The 26999-nt window shown below is 40.2% G+C and carries 24 protein-coding genes and 2 tRNA genes; 15 read left to right on the plus strand and 11 right to left on the minus strand.

Annotated elements, in window-relative coordinates; translation table 11 throughout:
* The first annotated feature begins 72 nt into the window (after positions 1-72).
* Both MMP60_RS08710 and MMP60_RS08715 read left to right on the plus strand, forming a co-directional pair.
* A complete protein-coding gene (locus MMP60_RS08710) occupies positions 73-657 on the plus strand; it encodes a TIGR00730 family Rossman fold protein (protein WP_241335894.1) in 585 nt (194 codons plus the stop codon).
* Between the two features lie 9 nt (positions 658-666).
* Positions 667-1062 carry an NUDIX domain-containing protein gene (locus MMP60_RS08715; RefSeq protein ID WP_241335895.1) on the plus strand — a complete coding sequence of 132 codons (396 nt, stop codon included), beginning with the start codon at positions 667-669 and terminating at the stop codon, positions 1060-1062.
* Here the strand turns inward: MMP60_RS08715 and MMP60_RS08720 are convergent.
* The gene (locus MMP60_RS08720; protein WP_241335896.1) at positions 1013-1699 is read right to left on the minus strand and encodes a phosphoribosyltransferase family protein; all 687 of its coding nucleotides are present in this window, start codon (positions 1697-1699) and stop codon (positions 1013-1015) included. The two genes, MMP60_RS08715 and MMP60_RS08720, sit on opposite strands and share 50 nt — an antisense overlap.
* Positions 1692-3737, minus strand: a complete 2046-nt coding sequence (recG, locus tag MMP60_RS08725) for an ATP-dependent DNA helicase RecG (protein ID WP_241335897.1) — start codon at positions 3735-3737, stop codon at positions 1692-1694. Before recG ends, MMP60_RS08720 begins: the two co-directional genes overlap by 8 nt.
* Before the next feature lie 18 nt (positions 3738-3755).
* Between recG and MMP60_RS08730 the strand changes: the two genes are divergently transcribed.
* Positions 3756-4574, plus strand: a complete 819-nt coding sequence (locus MMP60_RS08730; protein ID WP_241335898.1) for an NAD-dependent epimerase/dehydratase family protein — start codon at positions 3756-3758, stop codon at positions 4572-4574.
* A 125-nt stretch (positions 4575-4699) separates the two neighbouring features.
* The gene (locus tag MMP60_RS08735; protein WP_241335899.1) at positions 4700-5680 is read left to right on the plus strand and encodes a putative solute-binding protein; all 981 of its coding nucleotides are present in this window, start codon (positions 4700-4702) and stop codon (positions 5678-5680) included.
* 61 nt (positions 5681-5741) lie between these two features.
* Here MMP60_RS08735 and plsB read toward each other — a convergent pair whose 3' ends face one another.
* A complete protein-coding gene (gene plsB, locus MMP60_RS08740; RefSeq protein WP_241335900.1) occupies positions 5742-8297 on the minus strand; it encodes a glycerol-3-phosphate 1-O-acyltransferase PlsB in 2556 nt (851 codons plus the stop codon).
* Positions 8298-8640: 343 nt separating this feature from the next.
* Between plsB and MMP60_RS08745 the strand changes: the two genes are divergently transcribed.
* Positions 8641-9513, plus strand: a complete 873-nt coding sequence (locus MMP60_RS08745) for an acyl-CoA thioesterase II (RefSeq protein ID WP_241335901.1) — start codon at positions 8641-8643, stop codon at positions 9511-9513.
* A gap of 136 nt (positions 9514-9649) precedes the next feature.
* Positions 9650-10891 carry a dicarboxylate/amino acid:cation symporter gene (locus MMP60_RS08750; protein WP_241335902.1) on the plus strand — a complete coding sequence of 414 codons (1242 nt, stop codon included), beginning with the start codon at positions 9650-9652 and terminating at the stop codon, positions 10889-10891.
* A gap of 355 nt (positions 10892-11246) precedes the next feature.
* Here MMP60_RS08750 and MMP60_RS08755 read toward each other — a convergent pair.
* From MMP60_RS08755 to MMP60_RS08770, 4 genes are all read right to left on the minus strand, one after another.
* Positions 11247-11322, minus strand: a tRNA-Lys gene (locus MMP60_RS08755).
* A 22-nt stretch (positions 11323-11344) separates the two neighbouring features.
* Positions 11345-11420: transfer RNA gene (locus MMP60_RS08760), tRNA-Lys, on the minus strand.
* A 120-nt stretch (positions 11421-11540) separates the two neighbouring features.
* Positions 11541-13382, minus strand: coding sequence for a long-chain-acyl-CoA synthetase (locus tag MMP60_RS08765; RefSeq protein ID WP_241335903.1), 1842 nt, complete (start codon positions 13380-13382; stop codon positions 11541-11543).
* Positions 13383-13570: 188 nt separating this feature from the next.
* A complete protein-coding gene (locus tag MMP60_RS08770) occupies positions 13571-16945 on the minus strand; it encodes an Rne/Rng family ribonuclease (RefSeq protein ID WP_241335904.1) in 3375 nt (1124 codons plus the stop codon).
* Between the two features lie 376 nt (positions 16946-17321).
* On the opposite strand from MMP60_RS08770, the gene MMP60_RS08775 reads away from it, so the two are divergent.
* The 5 genes from MMP60_RS08775 (at position 17322) to MMP60_RS08795 (ending at position 20771) form a co-directional block, all read left to right on the plus strand.
* On the plus strand, positions 17322-17669 hold the full coding sequence (locus MMP60_RS08775) for a hypothetical protein (protein WP_241335905.1): 348 nt from the start codon (positions 17322-17324) through the stop codon (positions 17667-17669).
* Positions 17670-17731: 62 nt separating this feature from the next.
* Positions 17732-18664, plus strand: coding sequence for an RluA family pseudouridine synthase (locus tag MMP60_RS08780; RefSeq protein ID WP_241335906.1), 933 nt, complete (start codon positions 17732-17734; stop codon positions 18662-18664).
* Positions 18661-19335 carry an HAD-IA family hydrolase gene (locus tag MMP60_RS08785; protein WP_241335907.1) on the plus strand — a complete coding sequence of 225 codons (675 nt, stop codon included), beginning with the start codon at positions 18661-18663 and terminating at the stop codon, positions 19333-19335. Before MMP60_RS08780 ends, MMP60_RS08785 begins: the two co-directional genes overlap by 4 nt.
* Positions 19336-19411: 76 nt before the next feature.
* Entirely contained in the window at positions 19412-20110 is a 699-nt protein-coding gene (locus tag MMP60_RS08790) for a YafY family protein (RefSeq protein ID WP_241335908.1), read from the plus strand.
* 52 nt (positions 20111-20162) lie between these two features.
* Positions 20163-20771 (plus strand): glutathione S-transferase family protein, encoded by a 609-nt coding sequence (locus MMP60_RS08795; protein ID WP_241335909.1) that lies wholly within the window; start codon positions 20163-20165, stop codon positions 20769-20771.
* Between the two features lie 128 nt (positions 20772-20899).
* On the opposite strand, the gene MMP60_RS08800 is transcribed toward MMP60_RS08795, so the two are convergent.
* On the minus strand, positions 20900-21808 hold the full coding sequence (locus MMP60_RS08800) for a LysR substrate-binding domain-containing protein (protein WP_241335910.1): 909 nt from the start codon (positions 21806-21808) through the stop codon (positions 20900-20902).
* A gap of 375 nt (positions 21809-22183) precedes the next feature.
* Between MMP60_RS08800 and MMP60_RS08805 the strand changes: the two genes are divergently transcribed.
* Positions 22184-23236 carry an MBL fold metallo-hydrolase gene (locus MMP60_RS08805; protein ID WP_241335911.1) on the plus strand — a complete coding sequence of 351 codons (1053 nt, stop codon included), beginning with the start codon at positions 22184-22186 and terminating at the stop codon, positions 23234-23236.
* On the opposite strand, the gene MMP60_RS08810 is transcribed toward MMP60_RS08805, so the two are convergent.
* From MMP60_RS08810 to MMP60_RS08820, 3 genes are all read right to left on the minus strand, one after another.
* Entirely contained in the window at positions 23223-23630 is a 408-nt protein-coding gene (locus MMP60_RS08810) for a DoxX-like family protein (RefSeq protein WP_241335912.1), read from the minus strand. The two genes, MMP60_RS08805 and MMP60_RS08810, sit on opposite strands and share 14 nt — an antisense overlap.
* Positions 23627-24067 (minus strand): thiol-disulfide oxidoreductase DCC family protein, encoded by a 441-nt coding sequence (locus tag MMP60_RS08815; protein WP_241335913.1) that lies wholly within the window; start codon positions 24065-24067, stop codon positions 23627-23629. Before MMP60_RS08815 ends, MMP60_RS08810 begins: the two co-directional genes overlap by 4 nt.
* A 255-nt stretch (positions 24068-24322) precedes the next feature.
* Positions 24323-25201, minus strand: a complete 879-nt coding sequence (locus MMP60_RS08820) for an intradiol ring-cleavage dioxygenase (RefSeq protein ID WP_241335914.1) — start codon at positions 25199-25201, stop codon at positions 24323-24325.
* A gap of 382 nt (positions 25202-25583) precedes the next feature.
* Here MMP60_RS08820 and tatA point away from each other — a divergent pair, with 382 nt between their 5' ends.
* Genes tatA through tatC form a run of 3 tightly spaced genes read left to right on the plus strand, consistent with a single transcriptional unit; the run spans position 25584 to position 26996 of the window.
* The gene (gene tatA / locus MMP60_RS08825) at positions 25584-25802 is read left to right on the plus strand and encodes a Sec-independent protein translocase subunit TatA (protein WP_241335915.1); all 219 of its coding nucleotides are present in this window, start codon (positions 25584-25586) and stop codon (positions 25800-25802) included.
* 17 nt (positions 25803-25819) lie between these two features.
* Complete coding sequence (gene tatB, locus MMP60_RS08830; protein ID WP_241335916.1) at positions 25820-26242, plus strand: Sec-independent protein translocase protein TatB; 423 nt, start codon at positions 25820-25822, stop codon at positions 26240-26242.
* Complete coding sequence (gene tatC, locus MMP60_RS08835) at positions 26229-26996, plus strand: twin-arginine translocase subunit TatC (RefSeq protein WP_241335917.1); 768 nt, start codon at positions 26229-26231, stop codon at positions 26994-26996. Before tatB ends, tatC begins: the two co-directional genes overlap by 14 nt.
* Positions 26997-26999: the final 3 nt, after the last annotated feature.

Genomic DNA, 26999 nt, shown 5'->3' on the forward strand with positions numbered 1-26999 from the left:
TAATTTCTAAAAAAATCTTGTTACATAGCCTACTTTATCAGCATGACAGTTATATAAAATGGTTTTAATTGTATGAATTCTATATGTGTTTTTTGCGGTTCTTCTCTCGGTAATGATCCTATTTATCAACAAATTGCACAAGCGACAGGGCAGGCAATTGCGCAGCAAGGTCAAATCCTTGTTTATGGCGGTAGTCGCTCTGGTTTAATGGGAGTGGTTGCCGATAGTGCACTACAAGCAGGTGGACGGGTAATCGGCATCATTCCAAAAGCTTTGGTTGATCGAGAATTAGCACATACGGGTTTAACTGAACTGTATGTGGTCAATGATATGCATGAACGGAAAACTAAAATGGCAGAGTTAGCCGATGCTTTTGTCGCATTGCCTGGTGGTGCAGGCACGATGGAAGAAATCTTTGAACAATGGACATGGAATCAGTTGGGTATTCATCGAAAACCATGTGCATTTTTAAATATTGATGGTTTCTATGATGGATTGATTCAAACCATCCAAGATTCGGTGGATCGTGGTTTTAGTCAGGCTCGTTTTGTGGAAAATTTGATTGTCGCAGATAATATCCATGATATTTTAACCGCATTTTTAGCATATCAACCTGCGACACCCAAATGGATGTCTGCGACAGATATTCAGGGCTGAGGAGAGTACGTGAAAACAATAACGGTTGCTGCGGCGATTATACTGAATGAACACAACCAATTGCTCTTGGTACGTAAACAGAACACACAGGCCTTTATGCAAGTGGGTGGCAAACTAGAAAGCAATGAGCCTCCTGAAGTTACGATACAACGTGAGATTTTAGAGGAAATCGGTTGCGAATCTGAGATCAAACAGTTTGTCGGGCGCTTTGAAACAGCTGCGGCAAATGAGCCTGATCATTTGTTGATGAGTTATGTTTATGAGGTGGAATTGAAACAAGCACCGCATATTGCAGCTGAAATTGCAGAGATGAAATGGATTGATTTGCATGATCAATCGACTTTACTTGCACCTCTTACTCAACATGTGGTGATTCCATGGTGTCAGCAAAATCTAGTGTACTAGCTTGATGATTTACTGCAGCTGCTAAACAGATACTATAAATTTGTTGGCAGCCAAGTTGTTGTAAGACGTGTGATAAAGCAGTGATCGAACTCCCTGTAGTCACAACATCATCGATGATTAAGACTTTTCGATAACGAAGATGATTGGGTGGTGCAGCCACGAATTGCTGTTCAATATTTTCTAGTCTTTCTATGCGTGACAAACCTTTTTGCGAATGTTGCGCCAAGCGTTGCACGGGTTGCCAGATGGCTACATTTAAGCTTTTACTCAGTGCTTGAGCGAGTAGCAATGTTTGATTGAAACCTCGTTCGACCAAGCGATCTGCTGAAATCGGCATTGGAACGATTGCGTGAACTTTAGGAAGTTTTATTTGTTGTAATAGCCCTTCTAATATACGTTGATGATGAAATTTTTGCTCATATTTAAACTGTTGAATGATGCGATCAATCGGATATTGATAATGACAGGCAACAAAAATCTGTTGTTGGTTACGCTCGATGGATTGTTTTAACCAGGGTAATTGTTCCCAACAACTTTGACATACTCCGTATTGTTTCTTAATCCCAATATCACACAGGCTGCATGGGGTTAGATAATCAAAAAGCTGTTGTGTTGATCTGCCAATGAATTTAAACATAAGCATATCTTGGGGCTTCGGGCAGCCAGCGTTTTAATAGTCCATCAGCATGTTGTGGGTAATCTCTTAAAATTTGTTCAGCGACATAATGTGCTTGTGTGAGTAAATGATCATCACGTTCTAAACGTGCCACACGAAAGCCCATATCTCCAGTTTGTTTGGTTCCTAAGAGTTCACCGGGGCCACGGATTTCCAAATCTTTTTCAGCAATCACAAAACCATCATTACTTTCACGTAAGATTGAAAGGCGTTCCTGACCATTTTGAGACAAAGGTACTTTGTAGAGTAGAGCGCAAAAACTAGCGGTAGCACCACGCCCAACCCGACCACGCAATTGGTGTAATTGGGAAAGCCCCAAACGTTCTGCATTCTCAATAATCATAATAGATGCATTCGGGACATCGACTCCAACCTCAATCACGGTAGTGGCAATTAACAGTTGTAATTGATTGTCTTTAAATGCTTGCATGACTGCTTGTTTTTCATCGGCCTTCATTTTGCCATGTACTAGACCAATATTGATATCTGGAAAGCGTTCTTTAATTTCTTGGTAGGTCGCCTCAGCCGCTTGTGCATCCAAGGTTTCAGACTGTTCAACTAAGGTGCAGACCCAATAGGCTTGTTTACCTTCACGACAATTGCTGGCAATCCGTTGCAGGACTTGTTCACGACGATCCAACGGAATGGTGACTGTTTGAATAGGCGTACGTCCAGGCGGTAATTCGTCAATAATTGAGGTATCTAAATCACCATAGGCACTCATCGCGAGGGTGCGGGGAATTGGTGTTGCTGTCATGACCAATTGATGTGGGGTGAATTGGTCAGCCCCTTTATTTCTTAAGGCAAGACGTTGATCAACCCCAAAGCGATGTTGTTCATCAATAATGACTAAACCAAGTTTGGAGAACCCCACAGTATCTTGGAATAAGGCATGTGTTCCTACAATGAGCTGCGCATGTCCTTCTTTAATTTGTTGTTCGGCTAGAGTGCGCGCTTTGCCCTTTTGCTTGCCTGAAAGCCATGCTACTTGGATGCCTAACGGCTCAAACCAACGTTTAAAATTTAAATAATGTTGCTCAGCTAATATCTCAGTTGGTGCCATCAATGCAACTTGCCAATCCGCTTCTAGTGCATGACAGGCTGCAACTGCTGCGACTAAGGTTTTACCTGCTCCCACATCACCTTGGACTAAACGGAGCATCGGTTGATCTTGCTTGAGATCTTGCAAGATTTCCTTAGAAACTCGTTTTTGTGCATTGGTCATTTGAAAAGGAAGCCCGTCTAATAATGCCTTAGCCAAGACTTTACTGCTATCAAAACGAGGTGCAGCAATTTGGCGAATATAGGCACGGCGTGTTAACAGACTAATTTGATGGGCAACCAGTTCTTCAAAAATTAAACGCTGTTGGGCAGGATGTGAACCTTGATTGAGTTGTTGCATGTTGGCATCAACAGGGGGTTCATGAATATATTCTAATGCTTGTTTAAGTTCATAGCCATTGCTGTATTTATTCGGTAATAACTCAGCCAAGTCATCGCTATGGTGCTGTAGGGCTTGGCGTACATATTCACGTAGCTTGGGTTGAGTCAGTCCTTCAGTGCTTGGATAAATTGCCGTGAGTTGGGTTTTAGGTAACGGCGTATGCTGTTGGATGACTTGTATCTCTGGATGATACATTTCTAAGCCACGTGCACCGACACGAACCTCACCAAAAATTCGGAGCTGTTGCCCCATTTTGATCCGATCAGTTAAACCTTTGTAAATATGATAAAAACGTAAAGTGACCTTGCCAAAATCATCTTGTAATAAAGCGGCAAGAGATTTCTTTTTACCAGGGGGGAAATCCACTGATCGGACTTCGCCTTCAAGCAGATAACTTCGCCCAACAACCAGCTGATTCATTGGAATAATAGTGCTACGATCTTCATAGTCACGCGGAAGATGAAACAGCAAATCATCCGTGCTAAAAATATGAAGCTTTTCTAATAGGGTTGCTGCGGCAGCACCAACGCCTTGTAATTTCTGGATTGAAGTCATCTCTGGTCAAGGGTATGTATGCATATTTTATTTATTGGTTATGGTAAAACATCTCAGCGTGTTGCTAAATACTTATTTGAGCAAGCTCACCACATTAGCACAATTAGCCGTAGTCAAAAAACAGATTGTTACGCAACACATTATCTTCAAGATATTCAGCAGCTCGATTTAGCGCAACTTCGTCCAGTTGATGTGGTCTATGTGATTCTTGCACCTTCACAAAGTGGCATAGCGGCATATCAGCAAACCTATGTTGATAGTATTGAGCCTATTGTTGAAGCTTTAAAAGGGCATCCTGTTCAACGTATCATCATCGTTTCTTCCACCCGTGTGTATGGCGAAAATGCAGGGGAGCGAATTGATGATGAGTCAATGATTCAGCCAATCGATGAGCAAGGGCATTTACTTCGGAAGATGGAGTTGTTGTGGCAGGCTTACTATCCGCAGCAGAGCATTATTGTGCGCCCAACAGGCATTTATGGCACATCGATTGCCCGATTAAAAAAACTTGCTGAGCAGACTCTTAGCTATCCAACCTTACATTTTAGTAATCGGATCCATATTGATGATTTGGCAAAGTTTTTAGCATTGTTGGCGACCTTAGACCAAGTGCAATCGAGCTATATCGTGACCAATAACACCCCTTTAGCTATGCATGAAATTTTACGTTGGTTTCAGCAATTCTTGAGTTTACCTGAAGTGGAGCTTGCATCTGAGCAAGTGACAGGTAAGCAAATTTATGCAACTCGGTTGGTGGAAACAGGGTTTAAATTTGACCATTTGATTTGCTTTAATGACTATGCCGAACTGTTAACGGCACATAGTAATGGAAAATAATTAGATTAAACTGCAAGACAGTTTGAAAGTTTGGTATGAATTTTGATGTTAAAATACCAACAGATTCCGTAAAGGAACTGCCTGAGTTGTACACATGGTTTGTGGTGAGGCATTAAGGGGGGAGTATGAAAAAAATAATTTGTATGCTCATGCTGGGATTCGTGACTACAACCAGTTGGGCAGGTACGCAAACATGGTGTGTATTTGACCCACTTGGTACTCAGGGCGATATTAGTCGTCGTTTACAAGATATTCGTCTCTATGCACTTCAATATAAAACTCAGTTAAAGTTTGATACTTTTAAGGATGAAAAAGATGCGATTCAGGCATTTGATCAAAATAAATGTTCAGGTTTAGTGGCATCTAATTTTCATACCTATCGTTACAACCATTTTATGGGAAGTACCAGTGGAATTGGTTTGATTTCAAACAATCGTGTTGCACGTATGTTGTTGCAGTTATTAACCAATCCAAATGTCGAAAAACGTATGCTAGATCAAAATTATGAAGTGCTAGGCATGATTCCAATTGGTACAGCATATATGATCATGAATACTCAGCAGATCAGTAAAGTTTCACAATTAAAGAATAAGACCATTGGTATTCTGGAAAATAATCCGCCTCAATTGGCATTAGTACAAAGTGTATCGGCAAAACCTGTTTATGTGGATTTTGCGACCGCAGTTGATTCGTTTAAACAAAAGAAGATCGATATCTTGGCTGCGCCAGCATATGGCGTATTACCTTATAACTTGAAAAAGGAATTTGGTGAATCGACCCAAGTTGTAAATTTTCCAGTCGCGTATTTTGCAATCAATATTGTGATTCGACCTCAAGCTTATCCAAATGGTTTTGGGCATCAAATCCGAACTTGGTTTGTGAAAAATAGTAATGTTTTGGCTGCTCAGGCAATGCAATGGGAAAATCATTTACCTGCCTATTATTGGGCTGATATTTCGGGATATGAAAAACAAGGTTATGAAGCTCTAGTGGCGAAGATTCGCAATCGTTATGTCAATTCTGGTTATTATGATGCGTATTTTGTCGAGCTAATCAAACGACTAAAATGTTTAGATGACCCTAAATATTTAGAGTGTCGTCGATAGGTTGTGTTAGCCAAAGCGATTCATGCTTTAACTAACACAGAAGAAATGAATGTTGATAGCGTTAAGCTTTCTTGCGTTTTAAACGGCGTTTTGCTTGCTGTGATGCCATTGCTTCTAAAGCGGTTGCAAGTTCTTCATCACTAAACGTTGTGATGTGTTGCAACATTTGCAATGTCGTTTCATCCAGTACCAGTTGAGCACCTGCAGCCATTTCACTGAAATTATCATCATACTCAATGAAACCTTGTTCATTATTACGAATATAATTTTGCTGTGTAAGGACTTTAATAAAGCTTTGGAATAAAGACTTATCGAAGAACTCAGGTGAATTAAACTCATATAGGACAGATAAACGTTGACCTAATAAATGACTGAGTTCTTCAACTTGCTTGGTTGAAATATTGCCAGAACCACGTTGCGTAATCAGTGCAAGCGTCATGTAATAACGCTCTAAGCTTTGTTTAACAGGCATGCCTAATGTTAAAAGCTTCTGATGTTCTTCACTGTTTGGTGTTGGGCTAAATAAGTTACCATCATGATCTTGGAAAATGAGACCAATTTGAACGAGCGCATCAATATATGTATCAATGTGCTGTTGTAATTCAGCCGCTTGCCATTTCATAAACAGTTCAGCTTTTAAGAAAGGATATAAAGTCCGAATCACATTGCTTAAATCTGTTTTATTAATTTTACCGTTATGCTCAACCAATGATGCAACCAATGATGGTAATACAAAGGCATGTAAAATGTTGTTGCGGAAGTAAGTTAGCAAGACGGCTTGATTATCTTCAATTGCAATAATATCGCCTAAAACATGCTGCACGCGTTTAATGAGCTTGAGTTTTAAACCGTAGGCAATGATTTCTTTACCTGATAATGATGTTACTTGAGTGCGTTCATCATAAGGTTGCTGTGTCGCCAAATCACGGTAGATATCAAGCTGTTTAATACAGATTTCTTCATCTAGTGTGTGTTTTGGTGTTGCCAATAAAATCAAAGACAGTAAAGAAACAGGATTGATCACCGCTGCTCGGTTAATATTTTCTAAAATCAGATTGGCTGAGCTAGAAACAACACGAGACACTTCAGCAGGAATCGGTGCATCATTCTTTTCAATCTGAATTTTATCTGCATTATGCTGCTTTAAAATATCATCAAGGAAAACAGGTTCACCAAAGTTGACGTGTACTTTGCCAAAGATTCTTTCAATTTTTCGTAAGGTTTTGACGATACCAAAAATTGATTCAGCTTCTTTTGGCTTACCTTGCATTTCACCTACGTAAGTTGAGCCTTCCATCAAGCGCTCATAACCAATATACGTTGGTAAGAAGACGATCGGTTTCGCACGTCCACGTAAATGACCATGTACGGTCATTGCGAGCATACCTGTTTTCGGTGGAAGTAAGCGTCCAGTACGTGAACGACCACCTTCAATGAAGTATTCGATTGGGGTGTTACGTGACAGAATGCTATATAAATATTCCTTAAATACAGAGGTATATAGTGCATTTCCACGGAATGAACGGCGAATAAAGAACGCACCACCACCACGTAATAACTGACCAACAAACGGTAAGTTTAAGTTATCACCCGCAGCGATATATGGAATCATTAAGCCACGTTTATAGATTACATATGACAAGAGTAAATAGTCGATATGGCTACGGTGACAAGGTGTGTAAATAATTTCGTAGTCTTTTGCGAGTTCACGCACAGTACTGAAGTTGTGTACTTCAACGCCGTCATAGAGTTGTGTCCATAAGCGGGTTAAAGCCATATCGGCAAAACGAACGGCAGAAGCTGAATAATCAGAAACGATTTCATTTACGTAGCCAATTGCACGACGTTCTGCTTCGAGCATGCTGATCTTATGTTGAATACTTTCACGGCGAATGGCATCTTGTACATCGCGTGCCTTCACCACTGATTGCATCACATTACGGCGGTCAGATAAGTCAGGGCCTAGTACCACTTCACGTTGCTGATCGAGGTAAGTGTCTAACGAACTTGCAATATAAGTTGCAGGCGAAATATTTGGGTGATGCTTCTTGGCATAATCTACCAATTCTCGTAAAGATTGAGGCTCATGAAACTCTAAATATGAATCGCGCCCATGTAAGCCAATATTCATGAGTTGTTTCACTGTACCTGGTGTTGCCCAAGTATCAGAAAATAATAATTTAAACCAAGAATCTTCTTTGTCTGGCGAACGTCCCCACAGTACAGTGACGGGTACCAGTTGAACTTCTACTTCAGCAGTTTGTTCTAATGCTTCGATGAGCTGTAGAAGACGTGGTGGGTAGGTTTGTGTGTTAAAAAGGTTATTTTCATTTTGATGTAAAAATAGAACTGAGTTTTTTTCTTGATAACTACCAAAACTCATTGCATCTAAAGCTGGTTTTAGATGCAGACGGCGAGTCTCTCCATCGACGACTAAGGCATTACTACGTGAATAATTTTGTAAAACATAGCAAATTACGGTATTTGAATCTGTTGTGCTTTGCTCAGTTACGGTGGACTCTGTAGGAACTTCACCAAGAACATGTGGGGTGACCACGAGGTCAAGTAACTTACTCGAAAGTTGGCGATACATTTGACCAAATCCAGTCTTGGACATTACAAACTCCTAAATGATAACCCTGAGCATGAGGTGTTGTTATAGTGCCATAAGAAAGCGCAGCTTAAAGTGCAGCGCAAGGCGAAGCTCGATGAACACAAACGTCAACATGACATTTTGCGATATTCTGCCATGAAACGATATGTTATTTTCTGACAAAATATAGCGTATTTGGTAGATTTTATCGTTAAAAATCGTATTTTTAGCGGTTATAAGTAGATATTAATGTGACGGATGAATCATTTTATCCTGAGCATATTTATTGGAATTTGTGGCACAATCAAAATGATCGATCCTTAAAGGATGGATTGATCTCTCCTCATTGATGTTGGAAGGCAATTACATGAATGCGTTAACTCAAGAACTGGTTGAACTTTTGACTTTGGAAAAGTTGGAAGAGCATATTTTCCGAGGCAAGAGCCGTAATTTGGTCGGCAAACGAGTATTTGGTGGACAAGTTCTTGGACAAGCATTAAGAGCTGCCTCTTATACAACAAATCGTCCAGCACATTCTTTGCACGCTTATTTTTTATATGGCGGCGATGTCGATGCCCCGATTATTTATGAGGTTGATCCACTCAGAGATGGTAAAAGTTTCGCCAGTCGACAAGTGCGTGCGATTCAACATGGACGAACAATTTTTTCTGCGATGGTATCTTTTGCCAACCCAGAAGAGGGTTTGAATTATCAGCACAAAGAGCCAGAATATCCTGCGCCAGAAGAGCTGAAATCTGAGAAAGAATTAAAAGAAAGTATGCTCAACTTCGTACCAGAAAATGCACGTACGAGCTTTATGCGTGAGCGCCATGTGGAAATTAGACCGACACGACCTGTCAATCCATTTCAGCCTCAACCTGAAGCGCCATTTTATGCGCATTACATTCGCACCCATGATCGTATTCCACAAAATTTGGATGAGATTTCATTACATCAAGCCATTGTTGCGTTCTATTCAGACTTTACTTTGATGACCACAGCATTGCGTCCACATGGGTTATCTTGGATTTCTCCAAATTTACAATGTGCAAGTATTGACCATACCATCTATTTTCACCGTCCGTTACGTGCTGATGATTGGATGCTCTATGATATGGAAGCTACTATTAGTGCGAGTTCACGAGGTCTCAACTTTGGACGTATGTGGCAGAATGGTCAATTGGTCTGTAGTACGGTTCAAGAAGGCTTGATTCGGCTCAGAGAAATTGAAACCCAGTAGAATTAGATTTGAAAAATTCAAATTAAAGCCATCGTTTAGATGGCTTTTTTGTCATAAGGTTGTGACAAAAAATTGCTCGATTCTTCAATATGAGCGTGCCATAGTAGCCACAAGCTAAAATATTTTATTAATCAGAATGAATTTAAATACACAAATTCTCATTGCAGCCATACTTGGCGTCATATGTGGTTTTCTGTTAACCCTTTATCCCCATGCCAGTTTTACTGAGCAGAGTTTATATGGGCTTAGTATTTTAAGTAGTATTTTTATTGGTTTACTCAAAATGCTGCTCATCCCACTGATTTTTAGTTCAATTGTGGTGGGGGTTTCAAATTTACAGGCCGGTGGACAATTTGGGCGAGTCTGGAAAATTACAGCACTGAGTTGTTTAACGACAACAACCTTAGCCTTGATTTTAGGTATTAGTTGTGCGCATCTGTTTGATGTAGGTAAAGGAGTTGATATTCAAATCTTCCAAGATGCCATGCAAAATCATCAGACGCCTGATACGCTCACACCATCTAGTTTCCTCACCAGTTTTATCCAAAACACCTTAATTAACCCTTTTAAAGCGTTTAGTGAAGGCAATGTCCTTGCTGTTGTAGTGTTTGCTTTGTTGCTTGGGGTGGCATTGGTCAAAGGGGGTGAAAGCTTTAGCTTGGTTCGCAATACTTGCCAACAATTCTTTGTCATGATGATGATGCTTGTCGGTTGGGTAATGAAGCTTGCACCTATCGGTATTTTTGCATTACTCGCTAAGTTGATCGCGACCGAAGATCTTTCGGTGTTGAGTCGACTGCTTGAATTTGCAGTCGTTGTGACAGGAACAACGATTTTTCATGGTGCGGTTGTTTTGCCTGCGTTACTTTGGATCTTTGGTAAAATGAATCCAATCACTTTCTTTAAAGGTGCACGCACAGCTTTAGTCACCGCATTTGCGACCAGTTCAAGTTCAGCGACGATGCCACTCAGTATGAAGTGTGCGCAGGAAAATTTAGGTGTGCGACCACAAACGGCAGGTTTCGTCATCCCTTTGGGTACACAATTGAATATGGATGGTACTGCGCTTTATGAGGCAGCCGCCGCTTTATTCATTGCAAATTTGATGGGTTTAGATTTGAGTTTAACGCAGCAAATCATTGTGTGTTTAACGGCCATGATTGCTTCATTAGGCGCACCAGGAATCCCAAGTGCAGGTATGGTGACCATGATTATGGTTTTGCAGTCGGTTGGGTTGCCAGCAGAAGCAATTGCGATTTTGCTACCAATTGACCGTGTACTGGACACGGTACGTACTGTGGTCAATGTGCAAGGCGATATGATGATTAGTGTTGTGGTTGACCGTTATGCGAAACAAGCTGAAGTAGAAGCGAGTTGATTTACATTTACTTTGAAGTAAATTGGTAGAAGCTGATTCAAATTTGAGTTAAATAACAAGCTCAGTTTTTCCTAGACATTATATCGAGTTGTTTCTATTGGGCTTTAATTGGTTGGTGTGTAATTAAGTCAGGTGGTTTACAGCCTTTGAATAGCATGTTTTTGCTGAGCTTAGTTATACAAATCTGCTGACGTTTTTTAATTTCATATACAACTATTCTTTTTATGGGAAGACTGTAATTAATTGAGTTCATTAAAATAGGTTTTGAATGTGTCAGCTTACCTTATGATTAGATAGGGGATATATTCACATCAAATAAAAAGCCCCATCATTTATGATGGGGCTTTTTAGAATTTGGTGGGTCGTCCGCGATTCGAACGCGGGACCAACGGATTAAAAGTCCGCTGCTCTACCAGCTGAGCTAACGACCCGATAAGGGTTCAAAACATTAGATGGTGGGTCGTCCGCGATTCGAACGCGGGACCAACGGATTAAAAGTCCGCTGCTCTACCAGCTGAGCTAACGACCCATCTCGTTTTGATGTTGCGTATTCTAGCAAGTTATTCAGCTAACACAAGAGGAAATTTAAAAACATCTGCATGTTTGTTTATAAAAAGCACAATTTCCTCTTGTTTAGTTAAAAATTATACTAGAAACGGTATTGATAACTTTGAATATTATTAAAGATTTCAGCATTTACATCACAATAACTCGTCGCACCTGGTAATAAAACCAGTAAGCGTTCAGACGTTTTACTTGGATTAAAGTTATCTTCTTTAAGTTTATTCTTTTGGTATTTAAATGTGCCAGTGGTTTCAACTTTCGCTTGAATGCGTAAAAATACTGGAATTGCATATGATGGCAAGCATTTCTTAAACACATTCACCATATTGCCCAAATCAGCATCATTGAGTTCTGCGCCATCGACCAACGTGATTGCTGCCATACCTGCACGACCATTGGTATTTGGAATTTCAACACCGTACACCACTGCTTCTACAATTTTGTCATATTCGCAGACCATGTTCTCAACTTCTGTTGTAGAAACATTTTCACCTTTCCAACGGAAGGTATCACCTAAACGGTCGACAAATTGTGCATGACGGAAGCCGATGTCACGAACCAAGTCACCTGTGTTGAAGTATGAATCACCCTTAGTAAACACATCTTTTAAAATGACAGATTTGTTTTTTTCTGGGTCGGTATAGCCATCAAATGGTGAGCGACTGGTGATTTTACCAACGAGTAAGCCAACTTCGCCTGTTTTTACTTTCTTACAGTAGCCTTTCTTATCACGAACGAGTTCATTCTTTTCCTTATCAAACTCAACGATTGCATAAGGTGTTGGAGAGAAGCCAACAGTGTTATCAAAGTTGAAGATATTACTAAAACCAACATTACCTTCACTTGATGCATAAAGTTCAAGCACTTCTTGAACGCCAAAACGTTCTTTGAACTTACCCCAAATATTTGGACGCATCCCGTTACCAATCATTTTGGTGACACGGTGAGCGCGATCTTGTTCAGTGACAGGAGCATCAATTAAGTAACGGCAGAGTTCACCAACATAGCCAATTGCCGAAGCATTGAACTTTTGAACATCTTTCCAAAATGCACTGGTCGAGTATTTACGACGGACTGCAAGTGTTGCACTACCTGCAATCACACCACACCAGCACACCACCACACCTGTCGCATGATAGAGTGGAAGGGTCACATACATCACATCATCTTTACCAAGATTGAGAATATGCCCATAAGTACCATAAGCCAGTGTCCAACGGCTATGTGTAAAAATAACCGCTTTTGGTAAGCCCGTTGTACCTGAAGTATAGATATAAAACAGGCCATCTTTACCCGTTACTGTACGCGTAGTAGATGGATTGAATTTAGGAAATTGATCAATTTGTTGTGCAAGATTGACATAACCTTTTGGTGCTGTGCCTGCATTTTTTCGTGTTTCTTGATCAGCAAACCAATGGAAACGGTCTTGTGGAACTTTTAAATCTTGACGAGCTTCATCAATTGCAGCACGGACTTCTTCACCAGCAATCACCGCAATTGGATTGACCAAGTTGATACTGTGAGCAAGGACTTTACCAACTTGTGAAGTATTGACCAGTGCAATGGTGACCCCAATTTTTGCTAAAGCGACAATTGATACGATTAATTCAGGACGGTTTTCAACCATCACTGCAATCACATCACCTTTTTTAGCACCAAGAGATAAATAATAATGCGCAATTTGGTTTGCCCATTCATTGAGTGCTTGGTAACTGTAACTTTGCTCTTCAAATAACAGCGCGATGCCTTTAGGGTTGCGCTTGACTGCTTTTTCAAAGGCAATGCCTAGACCAGCAGGTGAGGTTGGCGTTCGAATGTACGCTTGTTTAAGTCCATTGAGGATATGAGGTACTTTGGTGATGAAGTTTGGAAGTCTAGTTGCTACATCACTAAGAGTAATAATATCGGTCTGCGTAGTTTGGCTCATATCAATCCTGTTTATTTTTCGATTAGTCCAAAATGGCTATCTGTTAGAACACAACCATTAACATCATTGTTGTTGATGCTGTTTTTACTGGTAAGTCCCTAGAGCAATCAACCTAATCTGACAAAATAACAAAAAAGCCTAGTCATCGAAATGACTAGGCTTTGTCTTATTGAGTGCAATTTAGCAAATTACTCATTGCCAGTCGTACTCTTTTTAGGTGGGCGTCCACGTGGGCGACGTGGTGGGCGGTTAGACTTTTCTTTTTCCGCCTTTGCTGCTTCGTCTTCTGCCTCGGCATCTGTTGGACTTGTTGATGGTTCATTGTTTTCAACAGTTTGAGTTGTTTCAGCAACAACCTCTACAACAGGTTCAGCCTCGATGATTACGGGTTGTTCAGCAGTTTCAGCAGAGATGACTTCTGCTGGAGCAGCATCTGTATTGTCAAGTTCTAGTGGTTGTTGCTCTGGAGTAACAGCCGCTATTTCTTCTGCAACAGGAGTCGTGACTGTTTCTTGCACTTCTTCTTTCGATTCAGTAGTTTCAACAGGCGCAACAGTTGTATTTGCAGCAATATGTGCTTCTTTTGCTTGTTCCGCAGCAAGTTTAGCCAAACGACGACGTTCACGTGGATCATTGGCAACACGAATTGCCGCTGCTTCTGGTGGCGTTAATGCCAGCATTGGTGCAGGTTCGGCTTCTTCAGTTGGCTTTTGAGTTGGAAGTTCAGCATCACGTGTTACTGGGCGCTTTTTTTCAACAGTTGTTCCAACCACTAATGTAGTTGCATATTGTTCAGCAAACTTTTGTAATGCACGATTAAACGTTGTTACTAAGCCAAATTGCTCAATTAAGATCGTGCAATCTTCGCCATAGACATGACGAATCAAGCTACCTAATGTGTATTGACCCAGCGTTGGAATTTGCGATGGTGCAATTTTAGGTACAGCTGTTTTTTGCGCAGTTTGAGCATTACGTTGACGATTGCGTGAACGTGGATCATTGCTCGCGCGTTTGACAGGTGCTTGAGCTGTTTCCGCCACAGCGACTTCTTCTGCAACTTCAACAACAGCTTGTTCTGTTTGAACAGGTTCAATTGTTTCAGGTTTCTCTACAACAACAGGTGCAGCTTCTACTTTTGCAGCAGGGGCTGAAGTTTGTTGTGCGTTGAGTGCAACAATTTCACTTTGACCTTGATCAATGTTGACGATCAGTGCTGTGTTCATGGGTTCGGTACGAGGTGCATTAATTACATCAACTTTAACTTGCTGAGGATTAACAGCAGGTTCTGTTGCAATAGGCATTTCGTTTAGAACACTCTGGTCACGATGGCGATTTGGTCGGTTTGGTCGTTGTTGGTTATTACGATCACGACGTGGTAATGGAGTGCTATCATTATTTCCATGTACAGCATCATGATGTTGCTGTTGGTTTTGATGCTCTTGTGGTTGTTGGCGTTTTTGCTGACGCTTTAACTCACGTTGCTCTTGGCGTGATGGTTGTTCTTGACGAGAAGGGACTTGAACGATTTCTTCATGCACTTGATTCGGTTGTTGTTCATGCACATGTGAATGCTGTTCACGTTGCTCTTTATGCTTACGTTTCTTTTGGTTTTGTGATTGATTTGGACGATGAGATTTCTCATCCTTCTCAAATGATTCACGTGCTTCTTGTTTCACTGGTGATTGTGAAATATAAGCATTATTTGCAACGGGTGCGACTGCTTCAGTCGTTGTAACAGGTACATTGACCTGACCAAATTGACCACGGCTTACCGCACCGTTATTAATCATTTGTTCAATTGATGCTGCTGCATTTTGTGCTGAACGTGATTGATCAGTGGTTTGCGCTTGCTTTTGAACAAATAAATTTTCTAACCAAGCACAAGGACTAGCTGACTTTTGTGCAACTGCTTGTTGTGTTTGTTTAGGTTGAGCTGCTTGCTGTTGTGCAGCTTTCTTTTGCTGCGCTGCGGCATTGTTTTGTGCAGGTGCAGCATGCGTGTGTTCTGCTTCTTCTAAATGCCAGTCAGAAGACTCATAGCCTAGTTCTTTTTCGCTTGAACGCGTTGCTTCGGTACGTTCATAGCTTGATGGTGCAAAGCCGTCTGGATTGAACTGGATTTGGTAATGTGGTGTTTCCAAGTGTGGGTGAGGCAATACGGTGACACGTACATTTGAGGTTTGTTCTAAGTAAACTAGACTGTGACGCTTTTCATTCAATAAGAATGCTGCAATTTCAACAGGCACTTCAACTTGTACTTCACCTTGACGTTCACGTAAGGCAATTTCTTCCACTTTACGCATGATTGAAAGTGACAGCGAACGTAAGTCGCGTACCATACCTGTGCCATGACAGCGTGGGCAGACATAACCTGTTGCTTCTTCCAAAGAAGGACGTAAACGTTGACGACTCATTTCCATGAGACCAAAACGTGAAAGCTGACCGAACTGAATACGTGCGCGATCACTTTGTGTCGCTTCACGTAGTTTCGCTTCAACCATACGTTGGTTGCGGTCTTTGGTCATGTCAATGAAGTCGATGACCACTAAACCACCGATATCACGTAAACGAAGTTGGCGTGCGATTTCTTCTGCTGCTTCTAAATTGGTATTTAGAGCCGTTTCTTCGACATCGTGTCCGCGGGTTGATTTCGCAGAGTTAATATCGATTGAAACTAAAGCTTCAGTTTGATCAATCACGATAGAACCGCCAGATGGAAGTTTGACTTCACGTTCATAAGCGGTTTGGATTTGGCTTTCAATCCCAAAATGAGCAAATAATGGCTCATTCAAGGTATAAGTTTTTAATTTGTCTAACTGACGTGGCATCACTGCTTTTACGAAGTTATACGCTTCGTTGTAGGCTTGTTCACTATCAATCAGGATTTCAGCCACGTCATCACGTAAATAATCACGGATCGCACGTGTTACGACACCTGCTTCTTGATGAACCAACATTGGTGATGGCCCAGAACTTGCTGAACCTTGGATTTGTGCCCAAAGATCAAGTAAGTGTTGCAAGTCGAGTTGTAACTCTTCTTGTGTACGACCAATGCCCGCTGTACGAACGATTACGCTCATGCCACGTGGTATGTTTAAAGAGGCTAAAATTTCTTTCAGCTCTTCACGTACCGAACCTGAAATTTGACGGCTAATACCGCCACCTTTCGGGTTATTTGGCATTAAAACTAAATAACGACCAGCAAGTGAGATGAAAGTCGAAAGCGCAGCACCTTTATTGCCACGTTCTTCTTTTTCAACTTGAACCAGTAACTCCGTGCCTTCGGTAATAAGTTCACGAATATTTGAAGTTTGACGAGGATCCGCTTTGAAATACGAGTTTGCAATTTCTCGCATTGATAAAAAGCCTTGACGCTGTGCGCCGTACTCAACGAAAACCGCTTCTAAAGACGGCTCAACGCGAGTGACATGACCTTTATAGATATTTGATTTTTTTTGTTCACGAGTACGATTTTCTAAATCGAAATCGTAAAGGCGATTACCAGTAATCAGTGCAACGCGAACTTCTTCGGCGTGGGTTGCATTAATCAACATACGTTTCATGGGTGTGACACCTAATAGTGATGCACACAAACAACAAGCCCAATACTTTTGAGCAAACATCAAATTGGCGCGATCAAGACTCAGAAGCAGCTTTGTAGATCATGCTCTGAAACCACTGACGTAAATATTCAGTTTGTGCTTTGATACGGTTATTTCGATGTCAGCAATACTGCTTTAATCTTTAGCCTATTGATATTTCATCCATGTTTTACATCTGTGAAATATCGTTAGACCCAGCATAATCAAAGTTCCTAGACGCTTCACTGGCGGGTGAGCGGTGCATTGGATGGCGACTTTCACTGTCTTGAGCATTGAAGTCGATCCATCTGGAAGTCTTGATACGGAATGATCATCGTATCTCTGCTTAGCAGTTCCAATGCATCAACGCTTTAGCCTGAATGCGACATCAGGGAGCAAATTGTCTGATGTGGATCAGTTTACGTTTAATAGCCAACAAATTTGCTGGCAACATATTTTTTATGAACAAACTGTATGTGCAGATGCACAATTAAACGCAACAGTTTGCCATTTTGCCGATATAATAAGCCTTCGGCGTCGGCATAATTCTTTAGGACCTATCCGAGTTGTTGGTGAATATCTCGTCGATGTAAAATTTTATCTAAATAAAATTTTTGATCTGATGCTCACTTACGGTGGTATCCGTGCGCTGAATATATCAAACCTTGCGGCATCTGCCTATGGGCTAAGTTTAGGTTTCTTGTGAAATAACTTAGCTAAATGATCAATTTTTAATCATATTTAGCAAATCTTGGATTAATCGAGCGTATGAATTCTACACAACAATGGCAAAGTGTCACTTGGTTTGACGTGGATGAGCATCAAGACGGGCAGCGAATAGATAATTTTTTATTTACCCGATTAAAAGGTGTACCCAAAAGTCGAATCTACCGTTTGATTCGTGAAGGACAAGTACGTGTAAACAAAAAAAGAATAAAAGCAGAAACACGTTTGAGCATTGGCGATCAGATTCGTGTCGCACCAATTCGTTATGAACAAAAGGATGAAACTGCTGCACCTGTGAGTGATAGCGTGGCGCAAAGCTTACTCAGCCGCGTGGTCTACGAAGATGAAGGTTTATTGGTCGTGAATAAACCATCTGGTATAGCAGTCCATGGTGGCAGTGGTGTGGCATATGGCTTGATCGAAGCCTTACGTGCTGCAACAGGTAAAAAGTATTTAGAATTGATTCATCGTATTGACCGAGATACTTCGGGTCTAGTCATGATTAGTAAGAAACGTAGCACCTTAAAACTGCTTCAGGACTTATTGCGTGAACATAAAATTCAAAAAACCTATGCTGCAATTGTCAAAGGACAAATCAGCTTAGATCGGCAAATGATCGATGCACCCTTACTGCGTTATGAGCTTGCCAATGGTGAACGTCGTGTACGTGTTACTTCAGAAGGTAAGCCAAGTAAAACTGATTTGAAAGTGGTAGAGCGCTTTAAGACAGCAACTTTGGTACATGCTTCGCCTTTGTCTGGACGTACCCATCAGATTCGTGTGCATGGTTTAAGTATTGGGCATCCTCTGGTAGGTGATGATAAGTATGGGCATAACACCGCTTATAAAGGCCCAGAAGCAAGACGTTTGTGCTTACATGCAATGCGCTTAGAAATACCAAACTATCCAGTGATTGAAGCGCCAATGCCAGAAGATATGCAACAAGTGATCAATGAATTGAGAAAGCAGAAATGAGTCAAAATATCGAATTGGTGATTTTTGATTGGGATGGCACTTTATTCGATTCGGTTGGACAAATCGTGGCGAGTTTGCAATACGCAGCGCAGCAGTTTGAGCAGCCTTTAACGAGTGAAGCTGCAAAAAGTATCATTGGCTTAGGTTTACCTGAAGTGATGCAAATCCTGTTTCCTCAAGTTCCTGATTTACAGCAAGACATTTTGCAATGCTATGCGGATCATTATGTTGCCAATTCAAAAGGTGATGCGTGGTTTAGTGGTGTGGCAGAGCTGTTGGCTGATTTAAAACAGCAGGGCTTAAAGCTTGCAGTTGCGACAGGTAAAAGTCGTAAGGGTTTGGATCGTGTGCTGACTCAAACCCATAGCCATGAAATTTTTGACATTACCCGTGCAGCTAGTGAAACCAAGTCTAAACCTGATCCATTGATGTTGCAGGAGATTCTTGCTGAGTTGGATGTAGCGGTTGAATGTGCCATCATGGTGGGGGATACCAGTTACGATTTAGAGATGGCTCGAAATCTGAATATGCCACGTATTGGCGTCAGTTATGGGGTGCATAGTATTGAAACTTTGCAACAATACCAGCCTTTAACGATTGCTCATAATGTGCAGGATTTACATGCTTATTTGCAAAGTATATTGGAACGCGCAGCGATTACTGAAAGTTAAGCGATTCACATTATTTGCAAAGTAAGATGGTGAGAAAGCTGATTTTCTCATCATCAATAATAACAATAGGGATAGCATGAGTCGTTCTATTCGATTACTGAATTTATTACAACTCCTTCGCGAATATCGTTATCCCGTGACAGCGCAGATTTTGGCAGAGCGTTTGCAGATCAGTCAGCGTAGTGTCTATCGCGACATTGAAACCTTACGTTCGCAGGGTGTTCATATTGATGCAGCGGCAGGATTGGGGTTTCAACTTAAAGAAGATTTTTTGCTTCCTCCAATGACATTGAATGAAAATGAAATTGAAGCCATGTTTTTAGCCCTATATTGGCTGAAAAGTGTTCCTGATCAGGCTTTGAATGAAGCATCAATTTCAGTATTGGCAAAGTTAAATACGGTATTGCCTGAGCATCGACAAAATTTATTGCAGCAAACGACACTCAGAGCATTTAATGTATGGTTGCCTGTCAATCAAGCATTGGTAGAACAGGTTCGAGTGTCGATTCGAACTCAAGTTAAAATCTTTTTTGATTATGTGGATGAACAACAGCGAGTAAGTGCGAGAACAGTCTGGCCATTTGCTTTAGGTTATTTTAATGACAAGATTGTGCTCGCTGCTTGGTGTGAGTTACGCAGTGATTTTCGAAACTTTCGGCTTGATCGGATGCAAAGTTTAAGTTTGAGTCAGGAATTATACCCACAATTCAAACAACAACTTTTTCAACAATGGTGGGCACAAGAGGTTTGTCGTTCGACTACTGACAAAAATTGACAATTCAAACCATTAAATTTTAATAACACCAACAAACAAGGAAATATGAAAAATGACACTTAAATTTTATACAAATACTCAGTCTCGAGGTGCGGTTGTTGATTGGTTGCTGATTGAGTTAGGGGTGACCTGTGAACGGATAGAAGTTGCATACAAAACTGAAATGAAAGCACCCGAATATTTAAAAATCCATCCTTTTGGCAAAGTTCCTGCTCTTGTTGATGGGGACGTGGCAATTTATGAGCTTGGGGCAGTGTGTGCTTATTTGACGGATAAATTTGCGGATAAAGGTTTAGCTCCTGCATTAAACGATCCTAAGAGAGGCTTGTACTATCGTTGGCTTATGTTTATTTCAGGACCTTGGGAGGCTGCATCGACCAATAAAATGTTGGGGATTGATATAAAACCTGATCAGAAAATGTTTGTTGGTTATGGCGATTATCAAGAAGCTTATCAGGCTTTTATTCAGGGCTTGAGTGAAGCTGATCCATATTTGTGTGGTCAACAGTTTACAACCGCAGATGTAGTGGTTGCAGCGATGTTGTTTTGGCAGTTAAAAATGGGTCAAATACAGACACATCCAGTGATTGAGCAATACTTAGAAAATGTAAAACAACGTGCAAGCTATCAAAAGTTTGCAGCATTTTTTAGTAAGGCTTAAAACTTTTTAGACAAAGTTGATGTGATATACATGCTGAAGCGAAATATCTAACGCTTCAGCATTTGACATTGATGATTTGTCTTGTTGTATTTATATTTTCACCATTCTTAACTTACAAGTAGCATGGTTTAACTTGCGTATAAAGCAAGTTGATCAAGTTCAAAAACGAATCTAATTTCTTCTAGAAACTGTTCTGTTGCCTGACTTGGTGTTGTTCTATGGAAACACATAAACACATCAAGGCATGGAAGCATATGGCTTAATGAACGAACGACAATTTGGTCAGTTGCCAATGCCTGCATATATGAAGGTAAAATAGCGCAGCTTGATCCTGCATGTACCGCTTCAATACTTTCTGCAATGCTATTGGTTTCGTGAATCGCTTTAAATTGTATTTGGTGTTGATCGATATATTTTAGGATGGTTTGTGAAAGTGGCTGAGAAAGCTTGTGAGAGAGTAACGAAAGCTCTAACTCACTTAACTGTTCGACCGTAATTTCGGCAAATTTTGCAAGAGGGTGCTGCTTTGGTAGCATAAAAATCAAAGATTCTGTTAAGACCAATTGACTCGCAAAATGTTCATTTTGAAAATCTTGATTAATAAAAATAATGTCTAAATCACCTTTTTTTAATTCAGCAATTTGGTCACTTTCTTTTAAATTAAAGGTGTTAATTTGTAATTTTGGCGTTTTTATACGTAAGCGTGGGAAAATATAGGGAAAAATTCGAATTTCAGCAGAAGGTACGAACCCGATTCGGAGGCATTGTACTTTAGCCGCAGCAACTTGACGGGCCATGGTAACTGCCTTGTCAGCTTGGGTTAGGGTTAATCGTGCTTGCTCTAAAAAGACGAGACCTTCTTCGGTGAGTTCAACTTTTCGTTTGGTGCGATAAAATAGCTGAACGCCAATGTCATCTTCTAGGTCTTTGATTTGTTGACTTAAAGAAGGCTGTGCAGTATGCAGTTTCAATGCAGCTTTGCTGAAACTAAGTTCTTCAGCAACCGTAATAAAGTAACGTAAATGGCGTAATTCCATTAGACTGATCCAAGTATGTCTTACTATTATTTTTAAATATGAGTGTTAGAAAGTAATTCTAGTTGCGCATTATATAGTAGCTGTTTTTATAAACAATATACTTTCTCTTAAAATATAAAAAATGTATTAAAAGATTAAATGAGATCAGTCAGTGATAAAACTACGGCGCTAGCTTAAAATTGTATTGACTCAGCTAGAGAAAATCAGCATAACTAACAAGCTTATGTTAGGATCAAATTCGATTGTTTAGTCAGGATTAAACTTTCTAAAAAATTATACAATTAGATTGATTTGAAAACGTTAGAGTGAAAGGGGTGTTTAACATCCCAAACAGACAGAGCCTCGTGTGATTTAAGTCCACCAAAGAAGAAGTACATGAAAGATAAGCCGACATTAACCTATCAATTGCCGACCAAATCTTGCTTGAGCCATACTTGGGGGAAACCTCCATTTCCGCATGAGTCTTCTGACCATTGTGGTGTTGATCGTTTTTATAACTTGGAAAAACCACTCACGCCTTTTGATCGTAAGGGTTTATTGAAATGGTTGGCAACGCGTAAATCTTATACTTGGAATGTTGATCGAGCGCATGAGTTAAATAGCCGTAATCAGATGTTGGAGTTGCCACAAAATCGACCCCATGCAGATTTAAATAATTGGCAGATTTGGTTTGTGGGACACGCAACGGTTTTGATTCAGATTGGCCCTTATAATTTCCTGACCGATCCTGTTTGGTGTGAATACGTGAGTCCAAAGCATGGGCAAGGTCCTCGACGGGTTTGTCCAGCAGGAATTGCTTTAGAACAGCTCCCAACCATTCATGCCGTTTTGTTAAGCCATAATCATTATGATCATATGGACTTGGCAACTTTAGATTGGTTACATCAAAAATTTAAAATGCCTATTTATACAGGTTTAGGCAATGGTTATTATCTACCGAAACATTTACATCTGATTGAAATGGATTGGTGGCAAGAAATCCCTTTTCATGATGAACTAAAAATTGCTTATACACCTGCTCAGCATGCTTCTGGGCGCGGGACACGTGATCAAAATCGGGCTTTATGGGGGGGGTTTTCTCTTTTGGCAAAGACTGGACACTGTTTTTTTGCAGGGGATACAGGCTATGGAAGTCACTTTAAGCAGATCCATGAACGTTATGGTGATGCACGTGTGGCATTGTTACCAATCGGTGCTTATGAACCACGCCTATTGATGCGTTATGTTCATATGAACCCTCAAGATGCTTTTCATGCTCATTTAGATTTACATGCCCATCGTTCATTGGCAATTCATTTCCGAACTTTTCAGCTCACAGATGAAGATCGTGATGCACCAGAACATGAATTGCAGCAAGCAGTGAAATCATCTTCTAAACTGGTAAATCCCTTTTATTGTATTCGTGAAGGACATTTTATTCGCGCTTAGTCTGTTGTATTGAATCTATACACCACAAAGCAATTATGGAGAGGCTTGCCATAGCGATATTCATGACGACGGGATTAAATGCCTGATAAACTTGATTTGGGTAGATAAACAAAACAAAAATAAATAACCCAACCAGACTCATGATGCTGAGCCAATGCAAGTATTTGTGTGTCACAAATAAAAATAGACTGCCAAAAATCATCTCGGCAATGCCTGAGAGTGAAACTAAATATAGAATATAAATACTTGGGATATGTAACTGTTGCCAAACATACTGCTCATCTGCAACCTGAAAAACCAGTTTGGGTATTAAACCTTGATAAATCCAAAGACTTGCGATCACGAACTGACAGAATTTTAAAATCTGTTGAATGGTTTGGTTTGCGCTGTTCATACGAAGACATCATCCAATAGAAAGTGTTGCTGAGTTTCAGGTGTAATGAAATAGCACTGTTCTGTTTTACCAAAAAGACGATAACGATTTAAAGCAATACGACGATAAGCAAAATTGCGAATTACTTTGGGAATCATCTTTCCAAAGCTGAGTATTGAATAAGGGGAGTCTAAGCGTTGCATAATTCGTAGAAAAGCATCTGATTCTGTATAAAGCTGACCTTTTTCAAGCAATACCATCGTTTCAAAATGATCAGTTGGGAGTTGATATTTCCTTAGCAAGGCTTGCCCTAAATTTGACTGGACAGATGCGAGTTTGAATTGATAGTCGTGGTCATGCTTGATCATAAAGTCTGCCCAAGCCGAACACAGCACACATTCTGCATCGAATAGGATGATGTTGTAGGTTTGAATGAGTTGTTCTAATTGATCTTTCATGGCGATTTTTCTAATCATTGTTTGGATAAATTGTCGCTGAGTTGAATCAAAAAATCTATTTGAATATTGGTGAATAAAGAATTATTTAGGAAAATCAAGATTCAAGTATTTGAATTGAATATTTCTGAGGCACTGATAAGCCAAGAATTTCGCTTAACTTATCAGTATTAATGTCGCAATCATTTTCTATATTGAAACGTGCTGATGATCTTTAATCAGTACAATTTCTTCTCTATTTCTCGCTTATCTGGCGTGTTAAACGGCAATGCCAACGACGATTGTAGCTGTATAGCCTTCAGATACACTGCCTGTAACCGTCATCATTTGGGTACTGTAACCATCATTAAAAATATTATCTGATGATAAATTCACTTGCGCCAAGTTTCGTACACTGTTGCTGTAGCCACTCGCTTGATTATAGACGGTTGAGCAGATGTCAGCAGGGAGTGCAAATTGAGAGGTTTTAACCTGATTGACATAAGTCGTTGCGACACTGACATTTGGATAGACTTCAAAGTGGATGTGCGGCCAACGACCTGAATAACACGCAGGGAAAATGGTGTCAAAATATAACATACCATTACTGTCTGTCTCTTGGACGCCACGTAAATAGTCTTCATTGGTCACGCCAGAAGAATATAATGAATAATTACCGTCTCGGTCACAGTGCCAAAGGTATAAGGCATATCCAGATAAAACTGCACAATTGGCATTGGTATTGACCAATTTAATTGCCAACGTTAAAGGAACACCTTGAGCGACATTTCCTGTAAATAAGCTGGGTTTAATATTTCTACGGACAATACCTGAACGTGTGAGGGCATTCACTCGAGAGTTATGACCATCAGCAGGATAAGGTCCTTCCGTTTCTGTCGGAACTGGATTTGGGCATGTAGATGAACTTGAGCTATTGTTATTATTGTTGCTAGACGAACTTGAGTTGTTTGAACTAGATGAACTGGTTGTTGCATAGCTATTATTGGCTGCATCAGTGCTGCCACCACAACCGACCAACAAGGTGGCTAAACTACCTGCTCCTAAAATTAATGCATCACGGCGGTTGAGCGGTCTTGCTAACATATTCTGAATATCTTGTGCTAAACCCATTGAATCTTTGACGCGGTGTTCTTCCATTAACGATCTCCCAAAAATAATTTGCTGTACTCAGTTTGGTATGGCTATAAATCAAAAAATCACGTCAGTTTTTGTTGTTGTGATTTGAGTCTAAGATATTGATAGAGAATGGAAAAAAATGTGAGAAGTTGTAATTATGTGTAATGCTTGGATTAAATGTTAATACATCTAAGTAAAACGGTATCTTTCTGTATTTGAATAATAAAATAAATGAATAAATTTTACTTTTCACGTTTTTCTGTGGTTTTTTCTAGAATTGTGGAGGAAAAAGAGAGGCTTACAATAAAATATTACAGAGAGCTTGATTGATTTAACCAGATTCATGATTTGAGTTCATTATTTTTTGATAATTTAAAAAAATAATAAATTAAGGAATTTCATTATGATGGGGTTATCCGTTTGGCATATTTTATTGCTCTTGGTTGTGATTATTTTGGTCTTTGGAACATCAAAACTAAAATCTTTGGGGAAAGATCTGGGTGGTGCAGTTAAAGATTTCAAAGATTCTGTGCGAGATGAAGACGAAAAACAAAATTTGGAAAAGCAACGGATTATTGATGTGAATCATACCGTTGCAAATAAGACGTCTGATCATGTGTAACTTTTGCTGATTGACCTATGTTTGATATTGGTTTTAGTGAGCTCATTTTATTGGGTTTTGTCGCACTGATCGTGCTTGGCCCAGAAAAGCTCCCTGTCGCTATGCGTACACTTGGACGATATTATGCGAAATTTAAACATACCCTGACCCATGTCCAAGATACTTTTGATCAAGAATTAAAGATCGCTGAATTACGAGAACAGATGCAACAAGAGTTGCAACGTATTAAGCAAACGGAACTGCGTATGCGTGAAGAGCTCGACAAAATGAATGCTGAGATTCATAACAGTAAACAGCAAACGATTGACTCACAGCAAAATCCAATCGTGGCGCAACAACAGGATATTCGCTCTGTAAATAATGGGCTAGATGAGATCGTTGCATCAGCAACGATAGCTGGATTACAACAGGGGAAGGGAAAGTCAGATGACCTTAGCTGATATACCGAAACAACCCGATCAGCTCAATCAAATGCCCGTAAGTTCACATTTGTTTGAATTAAGACGGCGGCTCATCAAGGTTTTGGTGATTGTTATTGTGCTTTTCGTTGCAATGTTACCCTTTGCGAAATGGTTGTATGAAATCTTGTCCAAACCTTTGCGCGCGCAATTACCTGTAAATGCCAGCATGATTGCAACAGATGTCACAGCGACTTTTATGGCACCTTTTAGACTCGATTTCTTTGTCGCGATTATGTTGGCGATGCCCTATATTCTGTATCAGATTTGGCAATTTATTGCGCCTGCTTTATATCAACGCGAGAAACATATTGCGATTCCATTATTATTCAGCAGCTTTGTGTTGTTTTATTTAGGCATCGCTTTTGCTTACTTTATTACGCTACCCGCCATTTTAACCTTTTTTCTGCACGCTACGCCCGATAGCGTTATTCCGATGACAGATATTAATAGTTATTTGGTTTTCTGCTTAAAATTATTTCTAGTCTTTGGGCTAACCTTTGAGATTCCCATCGTAACGTTATTATTAATCCTCACAGGAATATTAAGTACGCAATATCTCACGGAGAAGCGGCGTTATATTATTGTTGGATGTTTTACGGTCTCGATGTTTATCACACCGCCTGATGCATTAAGCATGGCAATGTTGGCGATTCCGATGTGGTTGTTATTTGAGTTGGGTTTATTATTTGGAAAGAGCCTAGAAAGAAGCCGAGCGGTTGCTCAGCAAATCTAAAAT

The sequence above is a fragment of the Acinetobacter sp. ANC 4805 genome, assembly GCF_022549495.1.
In the GTDB taxonomy this organism is placed as follows: domain Bacteria; phylum Pseudomonadota; class Gammaproteobacteria; order Pseudomonadales; family Moraxellaceae; genus Acinetobacter.

Bases quoted from the DNA above. Each gene is read 5' to 3' on its own strand.
- MMP60_RS08710 (WP_241335894.1), top strand. From the start codon at position 73: ATGAATTCTATATGTGTTTTTTGCGGTTCTTCTCTCGGTAATGATCCT.
- MMP60_RS08720 (WP_241335896.1), bottom strand. From the start codon at position 1,699: ATGTTTAAATTCATTGGCAGATCAACACAACAGCTTTTTGATTATCTA.
- recG (WP_241335897.1), bottom strand. From the start codon at position 3,737: ATGACTTCAATCCAGAAATTACAAGGCGTTGGTGCTGCCGCAGCAACC.
- MMP60_RS08730 (WP_241335898.1), top strand. From the start codon at position 3,756: ATGCATATTTTATTTATTGGTTATGGTAAAACATCTCAGCGTGTTGCT.
- MMP60_RS08735 (WP_241335899.1), top strand. From the start codon at position 4,700: ATGAAAAAAATAATTTGTATGCTCATGCTGGGATTCGTGACTACAACC.
- plsB (WP_241335900.1), bottom strand. From the start codon at position 8,297: ATGTCCAAGACTGGATTTGGTCAAATGTATCGCCAACTTTCGAGTAAG.
- MMP60_RS08745 (WP_241335901.1), top strand. From the start codon at position 8,641: ATGAATGCGTTAACTCAAGAACTGGTTGAACTTTTGACTTTGGAAAAG.
- MMP60_RS08750 (WP_241335902.1), top strand. From the start codon at position 9,650: ATGAATTTAAATACACAAATTCTCATTGCAGCCATACTTGGCGTCATA.
- MMP60_RS08765 (WP_241335903.1), bottom strand. From the start codon at position 13,382: ATGAGCCAAACTACGCAGACCGATATTATTACTCTTAGTGATGTAGCA.
- MMP60_RS08770 (WP_241335904.1), bottom strand. From the start codon at position 16,945: ATGAAACGTATGTTGATTAATGCAACCCACGCCGAAGAAGTTCGCGTT.
- MMP60_RS08775 (WP_241335905.1), top strand. From the start codon at position 17,322: ATGCATCAACGCTTTAGCCTGAATGCGACATCAGGGAGCAAATTGTCT.
- MMP60_RS08780 (WP_241335906.1), top strand. From the start codon at position 17,732: ATGAATTCTACACAACAATGGCAAAGTGTCACTTGGTTTGACGTGGAT.
- MMP60_RS08785 (WP_241335907.1), top strand. From the start codon at position 18,661: ATGAGTCAAAATATCGAATTGGTGATTTTTGATTGGGATGGCACTTTA.
- MMP60_RS08790 (WP_241335908.1), top strand. From the start codon at position 19,412: ATGAGTCGTTCTATTCGATTACTGAATTTATTACAACTCCTTCGCGAA.
- MMP60_RS08795 (WP_241335909.1), top strand. From the start codon at position 20,163: ATGACACTTAAATTTTATACAAATACTCAGTCTCGAGGTGCGGTTGTT.
- MMP60_RS08800 (WP_241335910.1), bottom strand. From the start codon at position 21,808: ATGGAATTACGCCATTTACGTTACTTTATTACGGTTGCTGAAGAACTT.
- MMP60_RS08805 (WP_241335911.1), top strand. From the start codon at position 22,184: ATGAAAGATAAGCCGACATTAACCTATCAATTGCCGACCAAATCTTGC.
- MMP60_RS08810 (WP_241335912.1), bottom strand. From the start codon at position 23,630: ATGAACAGCGCAAACCAAACCATTCAACAGATTTTAAAATTCTGTCAG.
- MMP60_RS08815 (WP_241335913.1), bottom strand. From the start codon at position 24,067: ATGAAAGATCAATTAGAACAACTCATTCAAACCTACAACATCATCCTA.
- MMP60_RS08820 (WP_241335914.1), bottom strand. From the start codon at position 25,201: ATGGAAGAACACCGCGTCAAAGATTCAATGGGTTTAGCACAAGATATT.
- tatA (WP_241335915.1), top strand. From the start codon at position 25,584: ATGATGGGGTTATCCGTTTGGCATATTTTATTGCTCTTGGTTGTGATT.
- tatB (WP_241335916.1), top strand. From the start codon at position 25,820: ATGTTTGATATTGGTTTTAGTGAGCTCATTTTATTGGGTTTTGTCGCA.
- tatC (WP_241335917.1), top strand. From the start codon at position 26,229: ATGACCTTAGCTGATATACCGAAACAACCCGATCAGCTCAATCAAATG.